The sequence below is a fragment of the uncultured Pseudosulfitobacter sp. genome (assembly GCF_963976325.1).
In the GTDB taxonomy this organism is placed as follows: domain Bacteria; phylum Pseudomonadota; class Alphaproteobacteria; order Rhodobacterales; family Rhodobacteraceae; genus Pseudosulfitobacter.
On sequence record NZ_CAXBJW010000004.1, the window covers coordinates 150271 to 168506 of the forward strand.

Sequence of the window (18236 nt, forward strand, 5' to 3'; positions counted from 1 at the left end):
GCCAGAATGACAGAGCGCACGGACACCGAGAGCCGAAAATTGCTGGGTCGGCTGCGCGACGAGCTGGCGCAGGATGCACCCGGGCAAACACGGCTGGACAAGATCACCGCGCTGATTGCGTCGTCGATGGGCTGCGAGGTGTGCTCGATCTATCTGTTCCGCGATCAGGACACGCTGGAACTGTGCGCCACCGAAGGGCTGAAGCCCGAGGCCGTTCACCAGACACGGATGCGCCTGGGCGAGGGGCTGGTGGGCCGCGTGGCCCAACGTCGTCAGGTGGTGAACACCGCCAACGCCCCCAAGGCCAGCGGTTTCCGTTTCATGCCCGAGACCGGCGAAGAGGTTTATTCAAGTTTTCTGGGGATTCCCGTGCAGCGTCTGGGCGAGGCGCTGGGCGTGCTGGTCGTGCAATCCAAGGACGCGCGCGAATTTTCGTCGGACGAAGTTTATGCGCTGGAAGTGGTCGCGATGGTGCTGGCCGAGATGACCGAACTGGGCGCGTTCGTGGGCGAGGGCGCCGCGATGTCGGCCCGCCACAGCCATCCGGTGATGATCAAGGGAACGACCGGCCAAGAGGGCGTGGCCGAGGGGCACATCTGGCTGCACGAGCCGCGCGTGGTCGTGGTGAACCCCATTGCCGACGATCCGCAGCGCGAAATGGAGCGTCTGAACGTCGCCGTGGACGAATTGCGCATCGGCGTGGACAAAATGCTAAGCCTTGCGGGGCCGGATCAGGAACAGCGGCAGGTTCTGGAAGCCTACCGGATGTTCGCCAACTCCAAAAGCTGGATGCGGCGCATGGAAGAGGACATCGGCCGCGGACTAAGCGCCGAGGCGGCGGTCGAGAAAGAACAGTCGCTTGCCCGTGCGCGGGTGGGGCAGGCCTCGGACGGGTATCTGCGGGAACGGTTGAGCGATCTGGACGATCTGTCGAACCGTCTGCTGCGCATTTTGACCGGGCAGGGGCAGGACACCGGCGCGGAAATGCCGCCCGATCCGATCCTTGTGGCCCGCAACATCGGGCCGGGCGAATTGCTGGACTATGGCCGCAGGCTGAAAGGGATTGTGCTTGAGGCAGGCTCGGTCGGCAGCCATGCGGCCATCGTGGCACGCGCGCTGGCGATCCCGCTGGTCGTCCACGCTAAGGGGATCACAACCGAGGCGTTGAACGGCGATCCGGTGATGGTGGACGGGGATCAGGGCATTGTGCACCTGCGGCCCGACGACAACGTGGTATCGGCCTTTCGCGACAAGATCGCGATGCAGGCCGAGGCGCTGGAACGGTACGCGTCGATCCGCGATAAACCTGCCGAAACCCTGTGCGGTGCCAAGATTGATCTGATGATGAACGCAGGGCTGATGGCCGATTTGCCGTCTTTGCCGTCTTCGGGGGCCGAAGGGGTGGGGCTGTTCCGCACCGAATTGCAGTTTCTTGTGCGCAACCAGATGCCCAAACGGTCCGAGTTGAGCGCGCTGTATGCCCGTGTCATGGATGCGGCACAGGGCAAGCCGGTGGTGTTCCGGACGCTGGATATCGGGTCGGACAAGGTGCTGACCTACATGAAACCCAATGACGAACCGAACCCGGCGATGGGCTGGCGGGCGATCCGCGTGGGGCTGGACAAACCCGGCATTCTGCGGATGCAGTTGCAGGCGCTGATGCGCGCGGCGAATGGCCGACCTTTGTACGTGATGTTCCCCTTTGTGGCGCAATACGAAGAGTACACGCAGGCCCGTGACGAGGTGAACAAGGCGCTGGAGCGCGAGCGGCGTCTGGGGCATCCGTTGCCGTCAAAGATCGAAGTTGGCGCGATGCTGGAAACACCGTCGCTGGGCTTTGCGCCGCGCAAGTTCTTTGAAGAGGTCGATTTTATCTCTATCGGGGGCAACGACCTGAAACAGTTCTTCTTTGCCGCCGACCGCGAGAACGAACGGGTGCGGCGGCGCTATGACACGCTGAACGTCAGTTTCCTAAGCTTTCTTGAACAGATCGTCGAGCGATGCGCGGCATCCAACACACCGGTGTCGTTCTGTGGCGAGGACGCGGGCCGTCCGGTCGAGGCGATGTGTCTGGCGGCCATCGGCCTGCGGCGTCTGTCGATGCGCCCGGCGTCGATCGGGCCGGTAAAGTCGTTGCTGCGCCGGTCGAACCTTGAGGAATTGCGCAAGGTGATTGCGGTCACCCGCCACCGCGGTGCGATGTCGGTGCGTCCGGCCGTGATGGAGTGGCTGCGCGGGCAGTGAAAAAGGTTCGGCAGTGGTGAATGGTCGGAAGGTTTAGGTTTCAGTATTTTCACATTTTTGACGAGTGATTTGGGTGAGATTGCAGGAAAATTTGTTTTATTGCGACTTTATCGAGTTTTATCCACAGGTCGGGAACTTGCCTTGGTTTGGCCCGGCAGATCGGCGGAAATCATCGGAAAATCATTGCTTTTTCACTCTGTGGCGAAGGTTGCCAGCAAACTGCGTGCCCCCGCCAACATAGGTGCCGAATTTACCGACCTAATATTCATCGCTGTGGATAAGTTTCGGGGGGATTCTTGCTTATGTTCAAGCCCTTGCCGTACTGAGCTCAAGTCTGCCAAGGCGTTATCCACAGGTCAATGCCGCCCGTTTCGCCGCCTGAACCAGGATGGTTTCGTCAGATTTTTCCAAGGGGGATGTTCCTCATACCGTGTCGCCGATGTGCATTCTGGAGTTCAGGGAACGATGAGTTTCTTTCGGCAAAAGCCTGATATTAAACGGATAAAGTTGAAAACGTGCATATAAAACAATGCTTCCTCGGGGCATGTGCAACAAACCTGCCTGTTCAGACTAACCAATGAATATCAATAGATTGCAACGATACCTCAATGTTGCGTCATATCAGTTGTCTTCCCCCACATCATGGATTTACCCTGATGGTAGAACGCTGCTTTGATCGGTGACGAGGGCGCGATGAAAGGACCACAGATGACATCTCTTGCGACTTTCCATGACCTTGCGGACGCCTCGGTGTTCATCACTGGCGGCGGGTCGGGCATTGGCGCGGCGCTGACCGAAGGGTTCCTTGAGCAGGGGGCCAAGGTGGCATTTGTTCAGCGGTCCGATGCCGGTGATTTTGTGGCTGAAATGTCTGGCAGGTATGAATACGATCCGCTGTTCCTGAGGTGTGACATCACGGATATTGCAGCGTTGAAGGACGCGATGCAGGCTGCGGCGCAGGCCCACGGGCCGATCACGCGGCTGGTGAACAATGCCGCCAATGATACACGCCAGTCTATCGCGGACACGACGGTGGAAGATTGGGACGCCTGCCAGAACGTCAACCTGCGCCCGCAGTTCTTTGCAGCGCAAGCCGCCGCGCCGATGATGAAGGCGGCGGGTTACGGGTCCATCGTGAACTTTTCGTCAATATCTTACATGATGGGTATGGCGGGCATGGCGGGCTATGTCACGGCCAAGGCCGCGGTCACCGGCCTGACCCGTGCCTTGGCGCGCGAGCTTGGACCCGATCAGATCCGTGTGAACGCAGTGATGCCGGGCTGGGTTCTGACCCGGCGGCAGATGGATCTGTGGGCCACGCCCGAGGATCTGGCCGCGCATCTGGAACGGCAATGCCTGCCCGAACATCTGGCCCCGCGCGACATTGTCGATGCGGTGTTGTTCCTGTCGTCGCAGACCAGCCGGATGATGACGGGTCAGGCGATGGTTGTTGATGGCGGCGTGGCGGTGTCGGGATGACCGTGGATTGGATTGCGGTTGACTGGGGCACCACCCATATGCGGCTGTGGCTGATGACCCGCGACGGTCAGGTTCTGGACGCGCGCAACAGCGATCGCGGCATGGGCACGCTGGCTCCGCAAAACTACGAGGCGGTGCTTCTGGCGCTGTGCGAGGATGCTTTGGGGACGAAACCGGTGCCTGTGATCATCTGTGGCATGGCCGGCGCGCGGCAGGGCTGGGCCGAGGCGCCCTATGCGTCCGTGCCCTGCGCTCCGCCAGACGCGCACAGCGCGCTGCGGGTGCCGACGCAGGACAAGCGGTTGCAAGTGCACATTCTGCCGGGCGTCAGCCAACGCACCCCTGCCGATGTGATGCGGGGCGAGGAAACCCAGATCAAAGGGCTGGTTGCCACCCAATCCGATTTCGACGGTGTCGCCTGTCTGCCCGGCACCCACACCAAATGGGCCCACCTGAGCGCAGGCGAGATTGTTAGTTTTCAGACCTTCATGACCGGCGAGATGTTCGCGCTGTTGTCGCAGCAATCGGTGCTGCGCCATTCGGTGTCGTCCACAGGCTGGGACGAATCCGCCTTTGCCGCAGCGGTCGATGACGCGATGGGTCGTCCGCAAGCCGTCGCGGCCAAACTGTTCGGCCTGCGGGCCGAGGCGCTGTTGGGCGGGCTGGAAGGGGCTGTCGCGCGTGCACGCCTGTCCGGCTTGTTGATCGGGATCGAGCTGGCCGCGTCGAAACCCTACTGGCTGGGCCAGCAGGTGGCGGTGATTGGTGCGGCGGCATCCGCCGACGCCTATCAGGCTGCGCTGACGGCCCAAGGGGTGCCAGTGTTGCGACTGGACCCAACCGAAATGACACTGGCCGGCCTGCGCGCCGCCCATGCAGAACTGGAGCATCAATGAGCCGCAATATCATTGCGATCCTGCGCGGGATCACCCCGTCCGAAGCATTGCCCGCCTGCGAGGCGCTGATCGCTGCGGGGGTTACCAAGATCGAGGTGCCACTGAATTCGCCCGATCCTTTCGACAGCATCCAGAAGATGCAGGCCGAATTCGGTGCGGACGCGCTGATTGGTGCGGGCACCGTTTTGACGGTCGCCGATGTTGAACGGCTGGCCGACATCGGCGCGCAGATGGTCGTTTCGCCCGATTGCAATGTTGCGGTGATCGCCGCGACCAAGGGGGCGGGCCTGTTGTCTTATCCCGGCTGCCTTACGCCGACCGAATGCTTTGCGGCGCTGGCCACGGGCGCGGACGGGATCAAGATTTTCCCGTCTTTTCTGGTCGGCACAAAGGGCTTGCAAGCGATGCGCGCCGTTCTGCCAGCAGCGGCACAGGTATATGCGGTGGGTGGCGTCGGGGCCGAGAATTTTGGCGACTGGATGGCGGCGGGGGCCGACGGCTTTGGCATTGGCACGGCGCTGTATACGCCCGGGATGGCAGCACAGGACATTCGCGCACGGGCGGCGGGCATTGTCGCCGCCTATGATATGGCAAAGGAAGCACGTTAAGATGGATATTTTCAGCGATACCGTTTGTACCTTGGGTGAGGGTCCGTTGTGGCACCCCGGACGCAAGCAACTGTTCTGGTTTGACATTCTGGGCAAAAAGCTGCTCAGCCGGACAGCCGATGGCGAACAGGTGTGGGCGTTTGACGACCATGTCTCGGCTGCGGGCTGGATCAATGACACGCAGCTTTTGATTGCGTCAGAACGGGCCCTTTTCACGTTTGATTTGGACACAGGCGCGCAAGAGCATGTGGCAGCACTTGAGGCTGACAATCCGGTGACGCGGTCCAATGACGGGCGCGCCGATCCGCAGGGCGGTTTCTGGATTGGCACCATGGGCAAGGAAAAAGAGCGCAAGGCAGGCGCGATCTACCGATATTATCGCGGCGAACTGCGCAAGCTGGTGGATCAGGTGACCGTCAGCAATGCCATCTGTTTCAACCCTGCTGGCACCCATGCCTATTACGCCGACACGGTGACCCAACAGATTATGCGTACGGCGCTGGACGGCGATGGCTGGCCCACGGGCGAGGCCGAAGTATTTGTCGATCTGCGCGCGGATGGCGTGTTTCCCGATGGCGCGGTTGTGGATGCCACCGGCCATCTGTGGAGCGCGCAATGGGGCGCCAGTCGCGTCGCATGCTACGCGCCTGACGGGGCTTTTGTGCGGGCCTTCGGCGTGCCGGCGGTGCAGGCATCATGCCCCAGCTTCGGCGGTGACGACCTTAAAACGCTCTATGTCACCTCGGCAGCCGTCAACCGCGATGGCGCGGCCGAGCCACAGGCGGGCATGACTTTTAGCTGCTCTATGGACGTGGCCGGGCAGTCCGAGCATCGTGTGATCTTGTAGCGCGCGTTCCCCTCGGGGAACCTCGTGCCGCCTTGCTGCGTTGCAGTATCAGGGTCCGCCTGCCGGCGCAGTCTGCTCTGGCGCCGACCGCCCCGTGCCTTGCACGGGAAAACAGAAGTAAAAGGTGGACAGATGCAAGCCAATACAGCGCCCGATCTTCAACCCGACGCTTCCACCATGACGGCACATGTGCTGGTCAATATCAAATCCGGACGCGGGGCAGGGCACCCTGACATCCAGGATCTGGAACGCGCCTTTGAAGACAACGGCATAAACGCCCGGATCATCAGATTGACCCCCGGTGAAGACATTCCCGCGCGGGCCGCGCAACTGGCCCGCGACGGGGCCGATCTGGTGGTGGCCGCGGGGGGGGATGGCACGATCTGTGCCGTGGCCTCGGGCCTTGTCGGGACGCAGACGGCGATGGGGGTCATCCCGCTGGGCACGTTCAACTATTTCGGGCGGTCGCTGGACATCCCCGAAGACGCAGCCGAGGCGATTGCCGTGATTGCACGCAACCGGCGCAAGGCGCTGCCCGTGGGGATCATCAACGACCGCGTGTTTCTGAACAACACCAGCCTGGGGATTTATCCGCAGATTCTGCGCACCCGTGAAACCGTCTATGCCCGCTGGGGTCGCAGCCGGATCGCCGCCTATTGGTCGGTTCTGAAAACCATGCTGCGCCTGCCACGCAGGCTGAAGCTGCAAGTGACGGCTGACGGTGAAACGCGCGAAATCAAAACCTCGTTGTTGTTCGCGGTCTCGAACGCCTTTCAGCTCGAACAGATGGGCCTTGAAGGGGCCGAGTGCATCGAGGCGGGGCAACTGGCTGTGCTGATCGCACCCAACGCCGGGCGTTTGGGGCTGTTGAAGAACGGTCTGGCGCTGATGCTGGGCCGGGCACAACGCGATCAGGATTTTGACCTGCTCTGCGCGCAAAGCCTGCACATCACCTGCAAGCGCAAGTCCTTGCTGGTGGCACGGGACGGGGAACGTACCCGGATCAAGGGGCCGTTCGATCTGGAACTGCGTCAAGGGGCGCTGACCGTGGTGACACCGCATGGTGAGGACGGGGTGGTGCGTTGAGACGGATCATCCACTTGTCAGACCTGCACTTTGGCCGCGACCGTCCCGAGCTGATGGCCCCACTTTTGGAACGCATAAACGGGTTGAACGCCGATCTGGTGGCGATTTCCGGCGATCTGACGCAGCGCGCGCGCAACCGTCAGTTCCAGCAGGCGCGCACGTTCATCGACGCCATTGACGCACCGACGCTGGTGGTGCCGGGCAACCATGACACACCGCTTTATAACTTCTTTGAACGTCTGTTCTGGCCGTTCCGGCGGTATCGCCGCTGGATCAACCGCGATCTGCAACCGGTCATGCACGCGCCGCAGGCTTCGGTTGTGGGAATCAATTCGGTCAATCCGCTGGGCATTCAACGTGGCTGGTTCAGCCCGCGCGACATCCGCCGCGTGCGGCGCGGGTTTCGGGACGCCGCCGAAGGGGCTTTGCGCATTGTGGTGGTGCATCACCCGCTGGAACATTTGCCGGGGGAGGACAAAAAGCTGATGCGCGGCGCACGTACGGCGATCAAGGCACTGGGCGACGCGGGCACCGACATCGTGCTGTCGGGGCATCTGCACAGCTGGCGCGCCGAAACCTTCGCGCGCATCGAAGACCACCGAGGCGTTATCCAGATCCATGCAGGCACCGGCCTGTCGAATCGCGTGCGCGGCGAGCCGAACGATTTCAACCTGCTGCATCTGGACGGTGACCGCGTTCATGTCGAACGCTTTGCCGCGGTGGACAGCACCCGCAGCTTTGATCACCACCAGAAGGTCAGCTTCTGCCGCGACGCTGACGGGTGGGCCCAATGCAATGACGCGGCACCATCGGAGTAAACCATGTTTGACTGGATCACCGGGCTGATCGCGCAAAGCGGGCTCGCGGGGGTATTTCTGCTGATGCTGGGCGAGAATGTTTTCCCGCCGATCCCGTCCGAGGTGATCATGCCGCTGGGCGGGTTTCTGGCGCATCAGGGCAGGCTGACGATCACAGGGGTGATCGTGGCGGGCAGCCTGGGGTCCTTGCTGGGCACAACGCTGTGGTATTGGGCCGCGCAAGCCCTGGGCGAGGCGCGCCTGCGCCGTTTGATCCGGCGCCACGGACGCTGGCTGACCCTGTCCGAAGCCGATTTCGACCGCGCCCGCGACTGGTTCGACCGACATGGCAACTGGGCCGTCTTGATCGGCCGGATGATCCCGGGCGTGCGCACATTGATTTCGGTGCCCGCAGGGCTGACGGATATGCCGCTTGCGCGGTTTCTGGCGCTGTCATTCGTGGGCAGCGTGTTGTGGGTGAGCTTGCTGACCGTTGCAGGCTACGCACTGGGCAACCAGTACGCGCGTGTGTCGGAATGGGTCAATCCCGTGACAAATGTGCTGCTGGCCGGATTGCTGGCGTTGTACCTGTACCGGCTGATCGCGCAAAAGGGCAAGTAACGTTGCCCCTGTTGCGCAGGGCCGAACCGGTTTGGCCGAACATTCAAAGGAGTGTGGAGGCGAGTAGGAGAATCGAACTCCTGTACACGGATTTGCAATCCTAAGGATTCCACTGAAAACATTGGACTTTTTTGTGAAAGGAACCGCAGGGTACCTGTGGAATATCAGTGGGTTAGCACTTCAATGTAAAATGGAAGCCGCCACCACAACGTTTGATTCTATCAATGAAAACCTTGGAAATCCATTGGTCTATTATCTGACGTATGCTATCTGCAGATTAATCTGGGCAGATAGACATTAAGATGGCATTTGGAGGTGATCAATATGGGAATCAAAATAACAGCTAGTAAAGCAAAGAGTATCGCAGGGGGCGTGTGGCAACTCGAAATGGCACCGCATGAAGTCCGCCTATTTGGCGGTGGGACAAAATCTGTCGGGCCGCGCAGTGTTCTTCTTCTGAAGAACTATGAGTTCAATGAGAATGGTTCCGAACTAACGTTCGATCTTGAAGATGCTATCGCTCTGAATGTAGGGACGTTAGCCGACACCATAGCAGTATCAGCGATAGCCGCTTCAGCTTCTGATATTGTCTCAAATGAAGTGCAGAGTGTAAGTGTAATGTACGGTCCGGGAGACCAAGAGTTCCTGTCGCTTGTGAAGGAATTACTGGAGCCCCCAATGGCCAAGGCGGCCGAAGCTTTGTTGAGGGGCGTTCGCCAGCGCTACACAGGCGACTTCAAGCGAGGCAAATCGAGGAACTTCTCAGATACTCCAGATAACTTCTGGTATGTAATCATCCAGCCCCAAATTCAACAACTGTCAGTGACGGTACGTGGAACAGTGGATCACTTCGAGCCCGTTGCGAAATTACCGATTAAAGATGATCGAGGTAATACGCTCTTTAAGCTAACAAGTGAGAGTGAGGTTCCCGCAGCTCTAAAGATAATTTTTCATGCGAAAAAGAAGTAGACCTTAAAACGGTAGTGGATTGGACCAACAGGAACGTCATGGCAGTCTCGTGCGGCTTCGATGACTAACAAAGAAAATTGATGCAGCAGTGTTGCAAAGGCCCTACCGAATTTTCTCCTGCCTAATTTCTGCCACAGGCTATTGAAACAAACGTGATGAGAAATCAGTCTAGTGCGAGAGATTTACGATGGCGGAATATGCTGAGCTGAATAAAGTTCTGGACCTCGATAAGTTGCCTGATCAAATGGCCCTTTTGCGTTGGAGTAAAGAACTTCCATCCGCGAGCGCACAAGACCCGCTAGGACTGAATTTAAGAGTCTCAGCTAGACTGGCCGCGGAACTATTGCACTGCATTACTTCGATCACACCGAGGGCGAGATACTATGCGTTCTTTCCTTGGGCGATCGAAGATTATGCAAAATCAGAGAAAGGAAAGATGAGCGATCGTGGCCTAATAACTGGCGTTGTCGTTCGTGAGAGGGCGATGGTGCTTGGCGCTGTATTGCATCACAAAGGTCAAGCCTGTGAAGGGGGAGCACTTGGTGGATCTAACAAGGCTTCGACGATTGCTACGGCTTTACCAAAGGACGATTACGACCTTGAGGCTTGGTTGCATCTGGATTCGCCACAGGGCCAATTGGGCGCAGCGTATCAAGCATCGCTTGTAAATCTTGGTTTGTTCGAAACTGCGAAGGCTGAGATGAACGAGGAGGTCGACCTCGAAACTAACATGCTTGGCCAAAATCAAGCGGAAGTTGATCTTTCAAGGTTGTCGGCCCGCGGGAAAAAGTTAGCCGCGGCATTTCGCGAGTCAATCAAGAACACTGACTATTTGTCGAATAGTTGGTCTTCAAAGTCGGTCGTTGACAGAGAAGTTTTGATCGAATTCGGCTCAAAAGCGGGGCTATGCGAAATAAATGACCCATTGGCGTCAGATCGCCGGATACTTACAGAAGTCTTCTTTTCATGTGATCGAGAAAACGCTGAGTCCGCGCATCACACGCGGCGGATGTCATTGCTGCTCGTGTTAGAGTGCGTCCGAAAATGTGAAGAGCTAGGGGTCCAGTTTAGTCAGGAAGTATTCTCGGAACTGATATATCTTGGAGAAGTCAGCGAAAGCGGGCAAGACGGCGAAGGATTTCCGGTCAAGCTTCCGGAAGAGCTAGTTGATATCTCGAAACGTTGGAGAGTCTTCTACTTTCACAGCAACTTGGCCATGGCTCTCCAGTCGATTCTTGTCTCTGTCGTGAGAGTGGTTCGGGACCATGAAGGTGGAATTGCAAAATCCCATCTTCTTGACCAGTACGATGGGAAAGTGATTTCTGCTCGACTATCTGATGTGCTTGATAGAGATTTTGGCGATGATTTCATGGCAATGACTCCTGCCCAAACCCTCAAAGCTGCAGGCTGGGACATGGAAGAGCATCCTCCGATCCATCCTGAGACGATCGTTGGGGCCGTTGCCACTGGAAAGTTGAACGAACATCAGATTGCTGAGGTTCTCTTGAATAAGAATGAAGTCAATGGAATGGGTGGAATAGGGCTGTCAGCACTGCTCCTTTTCGTAGCGGTGCTTCGATATCAAGGCCAGATGGGTTCTCGTTATGACAATTGGTACCGGAACCATGTGAGCGATCCCACATCAGACATCTCTTTGAGTGGATTATGTGATTGGCTTGATAACTTCGAGGGTCATTGGTGGGAAAAGAGCAACCGCGAAGTATTGAGCAGCATTGTTTGGAAATACATCATTATCCAACATCAACGTATGAGCTACGATCGAGGATTTGGAGGTAGCTCGGCGCTGTTCCATCTGGATGGTACAATAATAGTAGGCACTGGCGCAGACTATACCGATCCGCGCCCTGAGAATGCCAGATTGCCCAGCGCCGTTCAGATCTTAGTGGATCTTGGGTTGCTTGAAAGAGATGATGAAAAACAGGTAGCCATGACTTCAGTAGGGTTATTGTGGTTGAATACGCAGCTTAAAAAAGGTGAAGGAAAATGAACCCTTTGGATATTCTGAAGACCTTCGATCGAGATGTGGGGAAGTTTGCATTCATCGCGACATATGACTTTGATCCGGAATTTTTCGAAGGCCGTTTTCTGAAAACCAAAGGTTTTGGAAGTGCCTCGACTATCCTTATACTTATGGATAGCCGACGGTACGCCGAGCTGCTTAATCGAGGCATTGAAGGCACGTCATTCAATCGTCGATATTTGGTTCTACCAGTCAGCCCATCTCACGGTGTTTTTCATCCCAAGCTGTATTTGGTCTTGGGGAAAAAAACTGCTACCGCCATGGTTGGTAGCGCAAACTGCACTAGTGCCGGTGTGGCCTATAACATGGAGCTCTGTTCTACTTTTTTTGTCGATAATGAGCAAGAATTGCCACTAAAGACTGATAATGCAGCAATTGTTCGTCATATTTATAGGGCAATTCGCGGCTACTCTAACGCCACCAAAATGGCAAAGCGAGTGCTAGAGGAGCACTTCTTCAATCCAGTAGAGGAAGTTTTTCCTTGGCTTGATCTAAACGTCTTAGAGATTGCAACACCGTCTAAGGTTGCTCTGCTAAATTCAATGGACAGTCCCTTGCTGGAGCAGGTCAGAACACGTCTAATTGGAAGAGATGTTAGCAAGGTGTCCATAATCTCACCGTTCTATGATAAAGATCTCCGAACGCTGGAACGAATTTCGCGGTATTGGCCAAGTGCCAAAATGGATGTGGTTGCCCAGCCAAAATACAGCCAATTGTCTAGTGAAAAACTCGCTGCGATGTTTTCAACAGATTTGAATGGGAGGTTATTGGCAGCATCTCCGCCCCCCGGAAGACGTTTGCACGCGAAGGCCTTTGCGTTCGAAACGGAAATTGGGACCTTTTGGCTGGCAGGTAGTGCCAACGCCACGGACTACGGGCTTGGCGGCAACAACATTGAAACCGGTGTTTGGTTCGTTACGGCTGATGGATTTGACCACCTTTTCGATGAAGAAGACCTGAAGCTCACGGAAATCGACCCAAAAGATTTCGTTCCCGGAGATATTGACGAACCGGGCGTTGGTGACGAAAAACAAAGTACTAATTTGATCACGCTATTCTCTGCAATGCTATTCGAAGATGGGCAGGTCCAAGTGGACACTAAGGATTCCAAAGGCGTTTCGGATCTGGTGCTCTCCATTAGGAACGTTGGTCAGGAATATTCGAGCTTTTCGCTACCAATTTCACTCACCAGTAGCGGGCGTGCTTATCTTGAGTTTGATCCCGTGCAAGTTTCGCAGATTGAACGAGCCGCCATCTGTCAGCTAACTGGCAAGAAGGAGGGCCAATCCGTCGAAAGTAATAGAGTCGCATTGGCGCAGTTGAATCGGATGTTTCGGGAAGGTGAAGCTGGAAGATCGCACGGAAATCCCCTGAAACGCATTGCAGAAACGGGGGAAGGGTTGAACAGTTTTGTTGATTCCCTTGACGGTACTAGGGACGTTATCGAGTTCTTCCGAAACACCAATATTAGGTTCTTCGACAATGAGGATAAGCGGAGAACGACCGCGGGGAAAAATTTTAAGCCCCGCGATCCGTTCGTGTCAGATTCCCCAAACGGATGGGAAGGAATATCTATTGAAGGTGACCTAGGCGAGCTTAGGGAAGCGATTAGAGAATTCGTAAAACGACACCAGAAAGAGAAACTATCAAAGCATGTTAAGCGGGGTAACCTTAACGGCCTCCCGAATTTTCTCGATGTCTTTAGGACAACGAATTCTATACTCCTGACATGGCATTCACGCCGTTCAAGCGACGGCCATCCGATCGTTCCTGATGGGCATGTTACCCCTTTGATTCTGAGAAATATTGAGTTCTTGATTGGGGCCATGCCGGGACGGGCGGATGGAGAACAGGGGTTTATCGACGCCATCAGAGTAAACCTACAAAGTGAGGGCGATCTAGTTCTAGAACTTCTTGGTCAACTTTCTGTCGCTCCTATGCTACGTGCCGCGGTAGAGGCATTGGTGGATGTGCGTGAGAAGGCTCTCGGGCTGGATGGCCGCGATCGTTGGGCGCTAGCTAAGCTGCGATGGGTTTCCGATTGGATAGAAAAAAATGGTTTGAAAGCGCCGACAGAGGATGCTGTGGACACCGCACTTCGCGAGTATAGGCCTCTTACGCTGATGACTGGCTAACGGCTTTCTCTGAATAAATCGCTTTGTTGTATAGCTGGCCTAATGTCGAAACAGGTCTCCCTCAGCTACCGTCCCCTCGACATTGCCCATGCGTTTTTCAGCGCTTCCTGACCATTCTTGCTCCCTTCGTCTCAAACAGTTTCTCATGACACTGTTTCCTGAAATCTGCAGTTTTACCGTTTTTAGGAGTATCAACGGGCAAGCAGCATAAGCAATCCTCCCACGTCGTCGCCACAAACCGGGTCCGAATTGAGTATACCCATTCAAGACGCAAAAAATCGGTGTGAATGTGTCCGAATAGACTTAACGAATCAACTTTCGGACGGTAGAGTTTTCTGAGACAGTCTAGTCGGACACTTGGAGGTAAAGATGGGCGAGATGATCGGGTATGCACGTGTTTCCAGTCGAGGACAGAACATCGAACCACAGATCGATGCGCTGACGCGCGCAGGTGTCAAATTGGACCACATGTATCAGGAGAAGGTGTCAGGAACATCTCGCACCGGTCGCGCTGAATTGGAAGCGTTGTTGCACAGGGGGATCCGCAAGGGCGACAAGCTGGTCGTTACCCGCCTCGATAGATTGGCAAGGTCATTAAGGGACCTGCAGAACATTACCCATGACCTGAAAGAACGTGAGGTAGATCTGGTTGTGTTGGAACAGTCCATAGACACGAGCACGGCAGAGGGGCGTCTGTTCTTTAACATGCTTGGCGCGATAGGTGAATTCGAAACTGAGTTGCGGAAGGCCCGACAGCGCGAAGGCATAGACGCCGCGCTCGCAAAGGGGGCTGACAGTCCATTCAAGGGGCGTCCGGTGACAATCGATGCTGACAGGGTTCTGTCCCTTCGTCAGCAGGGTATGACTCCGACTGCGATAGCGAAGGAACTGGGGGTCGCTCGCTCGTCCGTCTATCGCTACCTTAGTTCGGAGTAAGTTGACGCACCCATCCGGCCCATAGCAGACGCTCAGGCTGATCCGCTTGTTGCGCTGTAGCTTATGGTTAGCAGCCGTTCCAACTGGTCTATGCTACCCGGAAACTAGCTAGATCCGGGCCGACCCACTGGGAGAGAAATGAACTGGCAATCGCAGTCTCATTCGCCTTAGGTGGAAGAGCGGTTTTTCTAGAAGTAAGGTGAGGTGGAAACCTATGGGCTCTGATGCGAAGAAACTTCAAGAACAGGTTCAAGCAACGCTGGGGCGCATTCAGGAGCTTGATGATGCGGCGGCGCTCAAACGCCTTCATGAGAATATTCACCGCCATCCAGATTTAGAAGACGTAGACCGTGAAAAGCTTGATGAAGCTATTATGAAGCGTCTTCGCATAGTTTCACCCTCTATCGCCACGCGCTTGGGCGGACCAAAAGATGAGCAAGGCCGAGAATTTCTCCAAGCACTCTACGAACGGATTGCCGCCGAATTTGACCTGTCAGGCAATCAGCTTAAGAACGGAGTTAAGACTGGTGGGTACATGATCAACGGAACAAGATACGTTGACGTTTATATCTCGTACAAAACGGCCACCAAGACGAACCTCAGTCTAGCGTGGATCCAGGATGACGTGGCGAGCAAGCCTTACCTTCACCTACTCTTGCGTCAAGTTGGAAAGACGGGTGAAGGGGAGCTTCAGAATGGAACATTTGAAGATCAAGATAAGGCAGCAGAGACCTACACCCGTGAATTGATGAACTTACTGCACGCGACGTAACCGATTCAAACAGGAAGCGCCCGACTACTCTACTCTCCGCCGATTTAGCATTGTAACATTGCTGAGCGGCCACTGCTTTCGGCCCAGAGCTGACCCTGGTGCCGGATGACCAGGCTGCGCCGCAGCTTCACCGAAGCGGTGCGTCGCGCAGCATTTTCCGACGACCAAAAGTCTGCTTGGCGGGTCAAAGTGAACTGGTGAACTGACTACTCTGACCTGAGTGAAACAGTTCCTTCCCCCCGGGCTTGTGCCAACAGCAATGCCTGCAGAACAACATCCGTTGTCTGCCGACTTTGCATCGACCAAGCAATTTCCCGGGGGTCAGTTCGCAAAGAGATCAACAGCCTCTAACTTTGCGGGCTAAGGATCGTCTCCACGACGCGCCTGGTGCCTACGATGGGGTTGTTCAAGCTGATCGTCGCGGGCAGTTCCACACGGAAGGTGACCGACTGGGCATCCACATGCTGATGGGTGACGACGTCATCGCGTCGCAAAACCTCGACGGCCGGATCCACCATGTCATACCCACGGACGAAGTTCACATTAAATGTAGTCGTGAACGGTGCCTCGTTGACCATTGTGGTATGCTCGTATCCGATGCCCGACTCTGCGCCGTATACAGACACGCGCGTGAGGAACTCTTCGATCAAGCCGCTAGCTCCGGTGGCGTTGAGTCGATTAAGAATGCTCTCCACCAAGGAAGGGATCGACAAAGCAGGCGTATTGAGATCTGCTTGGCACAGACCGATACTTACGAGGAGCAGGCGCTCTTCCCCAGCGTCGTCATCACTAACGGGGGCGGGTTCGATTTGGTGAACGCCATGGATGGCGTGACTTGAGGTGGTGCGCGTAGTGGTTTTTATCTCTATCCCCGTGCCTTCCCATGTAAAGTCCCTTGCGGAGCGGCGCCAGCCATCCCAAGCCTGAACGATTGGTCCGACCTGGTGATCGGCCGCGCGACGGCAGAGAGCGTCGAGTAGAAGCAGTTCCCCGACGAGTCCAAGGATAGCGTTTTCGGAGATCTCCATGCGTTTAATGGCGAGTTGGATCAGCGGCTCAGTGACGGCAAAGGCGCGCTCCAAATTAGCATCAGCCTTCTCGCGCAGCAGTTCAGCGGCAATAAATGCACCAACTTGGTCGAAATGCCCTAGCGCGGGCAAGCAAATCCGGTTGGCATTTAGCGGAGGCAGTGTGTCACGGTGCCAGGAGTGATAGTGCATCGCAGTCTTCACTGTGGCGGTTCGGGGCCTTAACTCGTCGCCTGCAAGGAACAGTTCCAAGTGACTGCGACTATTCCGAGCGACCCCAATTACCTTCGCATCAGTCAACCAAGTAATGTCTCGGTCTTCTCCACCTGCGCCCGTTGGAAGCACGTTGATCTGGTTTAGAACTGCTTCGTAGCTGGTCATGGGAAATCCTTCTTAACGATGGTTGCCCCAGCACGGGTGGCTGAAAACTGCTCCGGACCTCCCGCAGGGAGGCAGACTCCAACTGCGACCGTGGGGTGCTCGTCGTCCGGATGTTGATTGACGTAGAAGAGAATTTGACCGTCGGATCCGCTGGGTCGCCAACCTGTGTTGTTGCTCGACGGCACTTCAGCGTAACGGTGGTAATAGTCGAAATAGACGTCGCCGCGATACTGGCTCGGTCCGGCGTTGGGGTCACTCGCACCCCAAGTGGTCTTGAGTTCGCCTCCGGTCACCCTCTTGGTGGTGGCGCGTATGTTAAATGGCAACTGTGCTAGAGGACCTTTGGATACGGTGGCACCTTCTCCGTAACGAATGCCGATCCAGAACCGTGGCTGCTCAGCGTTCTTGCGCGAGAGGTCGGCGTAGGACCATCGATCACCGGGCTGGCCGGTGACAAATAGGCCCGTGATCGACCGAGTGAGGCTGGCCGACCAAAGCCGAAGGTAGGCGGCGATGGCATAGGGACAGGCCCGCCTCGGCTGGTCTCCCTTACCATTCCTCGCCGGAGGGCGATAGAAAGGTGCATCGGCCAGTGTGGCGAGCGCGCTTGCGCGGGCTTCGATACCACGCCAGATGTCTGCATGAAACCCCTCGTTCCCGGGTCGGTAATCCGCGAAAGTGAGACGATCCAAGAGTTCGGCGGCCTCGGTCAGTTCGAGTGGAACATCTAGGATCCGGCCCCGCAGCACCTTGGCGACAGTGAGGTCGCTTGATGGCCGGTCGAAGAGTCCAGCCACGATTTTTGCATTGGGATCCTGCTGTCCGCTATCATTTATGACTGTAATGAAGGGCCGTGCACCTGGAGATATTGGAAGGGTGCCCACGCCTGCGATCTTGCCTGTGGCTGCGAAATTGAGCCCCTGCAAGACGGCAGGTTTAGGGGCGTCGCTCATCATGCGCTCAGTAATGGAGTTTCGAACCGCTTCATCTACATCGTGATAGTCACGGAAGAGGGAGAGTTGGTCGCTGGAGGCGAAGACGCGGCACAGTTCAATATATGACCCGCGGTAGCCAAACCAGCGCTGCATCTGCATCTGAGTGTCTGCCAACGGGTTGGCCGATGAACGTTGAAACAACGCCGTGGTCATCCCTTCCAGCGTCAGTCCCCGGGCCATGACATTCCCTGAGATGAAGATCGTGCAAAGGTCGCGAGGTGCTTTCCATTTACCGGTGCCTGTGTCCTGGCTTGGAGCGTAAGCAGGACGATCGTCAGCGTTAGGGTCGCTGTTGACCACGGCGATCCTTGTTCCAGGGATCACCTCCGTGATTAGTAGGTTTTCGACCTGTTGATTGTCACTGAGAACTGACCCGGTATTTTCACCGAGATTTGACCCAC

15 protein-coding genes and 1 pseudogene are annotated in these 18236 nt (G+C 56.4%); 13 read left to right on the forward strand and 3 right to left on the reverse strand.

Going from position 1 to position 18236, the window contains the following annotated elements; translation table 11 throughout:
- Positions 1–6: 6 nt before the first annotated feature.
- From ptsP to AAC077_RS13905, 13 genes are all read left to right on the forward strand, one after another.
- The gene (ptsP, locus tag AAC077_RS13845) at positions 7–2244 is read left to right on the forward strand and encodes a phosphoenolpyruvate--protein phosphotransferase (RefSeq protein ID WP_339770565.1); all 2238 of its coding nucleotides are present in this window, start codon (positions 7–9) and stop codon (positions 2242–2244) included.
- 708 nt (positions 2245–2952) lie between these two features.
- Positions 2953–3723, forward strand: a complete 771-nt coding sequence (locus AAC077_RS13850) for an SDR family oxidoreductase (RefSeq protein ID WP_339770566.1) — start codon at positions 2953–2955, stop codon at positions 3721–3723.
- Complete coding sequence (locus AAC077_RS13855) at positions 3720–4619, forward strand: 2-dehydro-3-deoxygalactonokinase (protein WP_339770567.1); 900 nt, start codon at positions 3720–3722, stop codon at positions 4617–4619. Before AAC077_RS13850 ends, AAC077_RS13855 begins: the two co-directional genes overlap by 4 nt.
- Complete coding sequence (locus AAC077_RS13860) at positions 4616–5227, forward strand: 2-dehydro-3-deoxy-6-phosphogalactonate aldolase (RefSeq protein WP_339770569.1); 612 nt, start codon at positions 4616–4618, stop codon at positions 5225–5227. The genes AAC077_RS13855 and AAC077_RS13860 overlap by 4 nt, the downstream gene beginning before the upstream one ends.
- Position 5228: 1 nt before the next feature.
- A complete protein-coding gene (locus AAC077_RS13865; protein ID WP_339770571.1) occupies positions 5229–6074 on the forward strand; it encodes an SMP-30/gluconolactonase/LRE family protein in 846 nt (281 codons plus the stop codon).
- A gap of 132 nt (positions 6075–6206) precedes the next feature.
- The gene (locus AAC077_RS13870; RefSeq protein ID WP_339770573.1) at positions 6207–7160 is read left to right on the forward strand and encodes a diacylglycerol kinase family protein; all 954 of its coding nucleotides are present in this window, start codon (positions 6207–6209) and stop codon (positions 7158–7160) included.
- Between the two features lie 14 nt (positions 7161–7174).
- Positions 7175–7978 (forward strand): metallophosphoesterase, encoded by an 804-nt coding sequence (locus AAC077_RS13875; protein WP_339770575.1) that lies wholly within the window; start codon positions 7175–7177, stop codon positions 7976–7978.
- 3 nt (positions 7979–7981) lie between these two features.
- The gene (locus tag AAC077_RS13880; RefSeq protein ID WP_339770577.1) at positions 7982–8578 is read left to right on the forward strand and encodes a DedA family protein; all 597 of its coding nucleotides are present in this window, start codon (positions 7982–7984) and stop codon (positions 8576–8578) included.
- A gap of 324 nt (positions 8579–8902) precedes the next feature.
- Entirely contained in the window at positions 8903–9547 is a 645-nt protein-coding gene (locus tag AAC077_RS13885; RefSeq protein WP_339770579.1) for a hypothetical protein, read from the forward strand.
- A gap of 187 nt (positions 9548–9734) precedes the next feature.
- Positions 9735–11555 carry a hypothetical protein gene (locus tag AAC077_RS13890; RefSeq protein WP_339770581.1) on the forward strand — a complete coding sequence of 607 codons (1821 nt, stop codon included), beginning with the start codon at positions 9735–9737 and terminating at the stop codon, positions 11553–11555.
- A complete protein-coding gene (locus tag AAC077_RS13895) occupies positions 11552–13723 on the forward strand; it encodes a hypothetical protein (protein ID WP_339770584.1) in 2172 nt (723 codons plus the stop codon). Before AAC077_RS13890 ends, AAC077_RS13895 begins: the two co-directional genes overlap by 4 nt.
- A 369-nt stretch (positions 13724–14092) precedes the next feature.
- Positions 14093–14659 (forward strand): recombinase family protein, encoded by a 567-nt coding sequence (locus tag AAC077_RS13900; protein ID WP_339770586.1) that lies wholly within the window; start codon positions 14093–14095, stop codon positions 14657–14659.
- A 214-nt stretch (positions 14660–14873) separates the two neighbouring features.
- Positions 14874–15431, forward strand: a complete 558-nt coding sequence (locus tag AAC077_RS13905; RefSeq protein ID WP_339770588.1) for a hypothetical protein — start codon at positions 14874–14876, stop codon at positions 15429–15431.
- A gap of 193 nt (positions 15432–15624) precedes the next feature.
- Here the strand turns inward: AAC077_RS13905 and AAC077_RS13910 are convergent.
- From AAC077_RS13910 to AAC077_RS13920, 3 genes and pseudogenes are all read right to left on the reverse strand, one after another.
- Positions 15625–15748, reverse strand: a pseudogene (locus tag AAC077_RS13910) (IS3 family transposase); the annotation flags it as partial.
- A 30-nt stretch (positions 15749–15778) separates the two neighbouring features.
- Positions 15779–16840 (reverse strand): PD-(D/E)XK motif protein, encoded by a 1062-nt coding sequence (locus AAC077_RS13915; protein ID WP_339770590.1) that lies wholly within the window; start codon positions 16838–16840, stop codon positions 15779–15781.
- On the reverse strand, positions 16837–18236 hold a 1400-nt coding region (locus AAC077_RS13920; RefSeq protein WP_339770592.1), incomplete at its 5' end, for a Z1 domain-containing protein. The genes AAC077_RS13920 and AAC077_RS13915, both read right to left, overlap by 4 nt.

Excerpts from the sequence above, each read along its gene's own strand:
- ptsP (WP_339770565.1), top strand. The coding sequence starts at position 7 with ATGACAGAGCGCACGGACACCGAGAGCCGAAAATTGCTGGGTCGGCTG.
- AAC077_RS13850 (WP_339770566.1), top strand. The coding sequence starts at position 2,953 with ATGACATCTCTTGCGACTTTCCATGACCTTGCGGACGCCTCGGTGTTC.
- AAC077_RS13855 (WP_339770567.1), top strand. The coding sequence starts at position 3,720 with ATGACCGTGGATTGGATTGCGGTTGACTGGGGCACCACCCATATGCGG.
- AAC077_RS13860 (WP_339770569.1), top strand. The coding sequence starts at position 4,616 with ATGAGCCGCAATATCATTGCGATCCTGCGCGGGATCACCCCGTCCGAA.
- AAC077_RS13865 (WP_339770571.1), top strand. The coding sequence starts at position 5,229 with ATGGATATTTTCAGCGATACCGTTTGTACCTTGGGTGAGGGTCCGTTG.
- AAC077_RS13870 (WP_339770573.1), top strand. The coding sequence starts at position 6,207 with ATGCAAGCCAATACAGCGCCCGATCTTCAACCCGACGCTTCCACCATG.
- AAC077_RS13880 (WP_339770577.1), top strand. The coding sequence starts at position 7,982 with ATGTTTGACTGGATCACCGGGCTGATCGCGCAAAGCGGGCTCGCGGGG.
- AAC077_RS13885 (WP_339770579.1), top strand. The coding sequence starts at position 8,903 with ATGGGAATCAAAATAACAGCTAGTAAAGCAAAGAGTATCGCAGGGGGC.
- AAC077_RS13890 (WP_339770581.1), top strand. The coding sequence starts at position 9,735 with ATGGCGGAATATGCTGAGCTGAATAAAGTTCTGGACCTCGATAAGTTG.
- AAC077_RS13895 (WP_339770584.1), top strand. The coding sequence starts at position 11,552 with ATGAACCCTTTGGATATTCTGAAGACCTTCGATCGAGATGTGGGGAAG.
- AAC077_RS13900 (WP_339770586.1), top strand. The coding sequence starts at position 14,093 with ATGGGCGAGATGATCGGGTATGCACGTGTTTCCAGTCGAGGACAGAAC.
- AAC077_RS13905 (WP_339770588.1), top strand. The coding sequence starts at position 14,874 with ATGGGCTCTGATGCGAAGAAACTTCAAGAACAGGTTCAAGCAACGCTG.
- AAC077_RS13915 (WP_339770590.1), bottom strand. The coding sequence starts at position 16,840 with ATGACCAGCTACGAAGCAGTTCTAAACCAGATCAACGTGCTTCCAACG.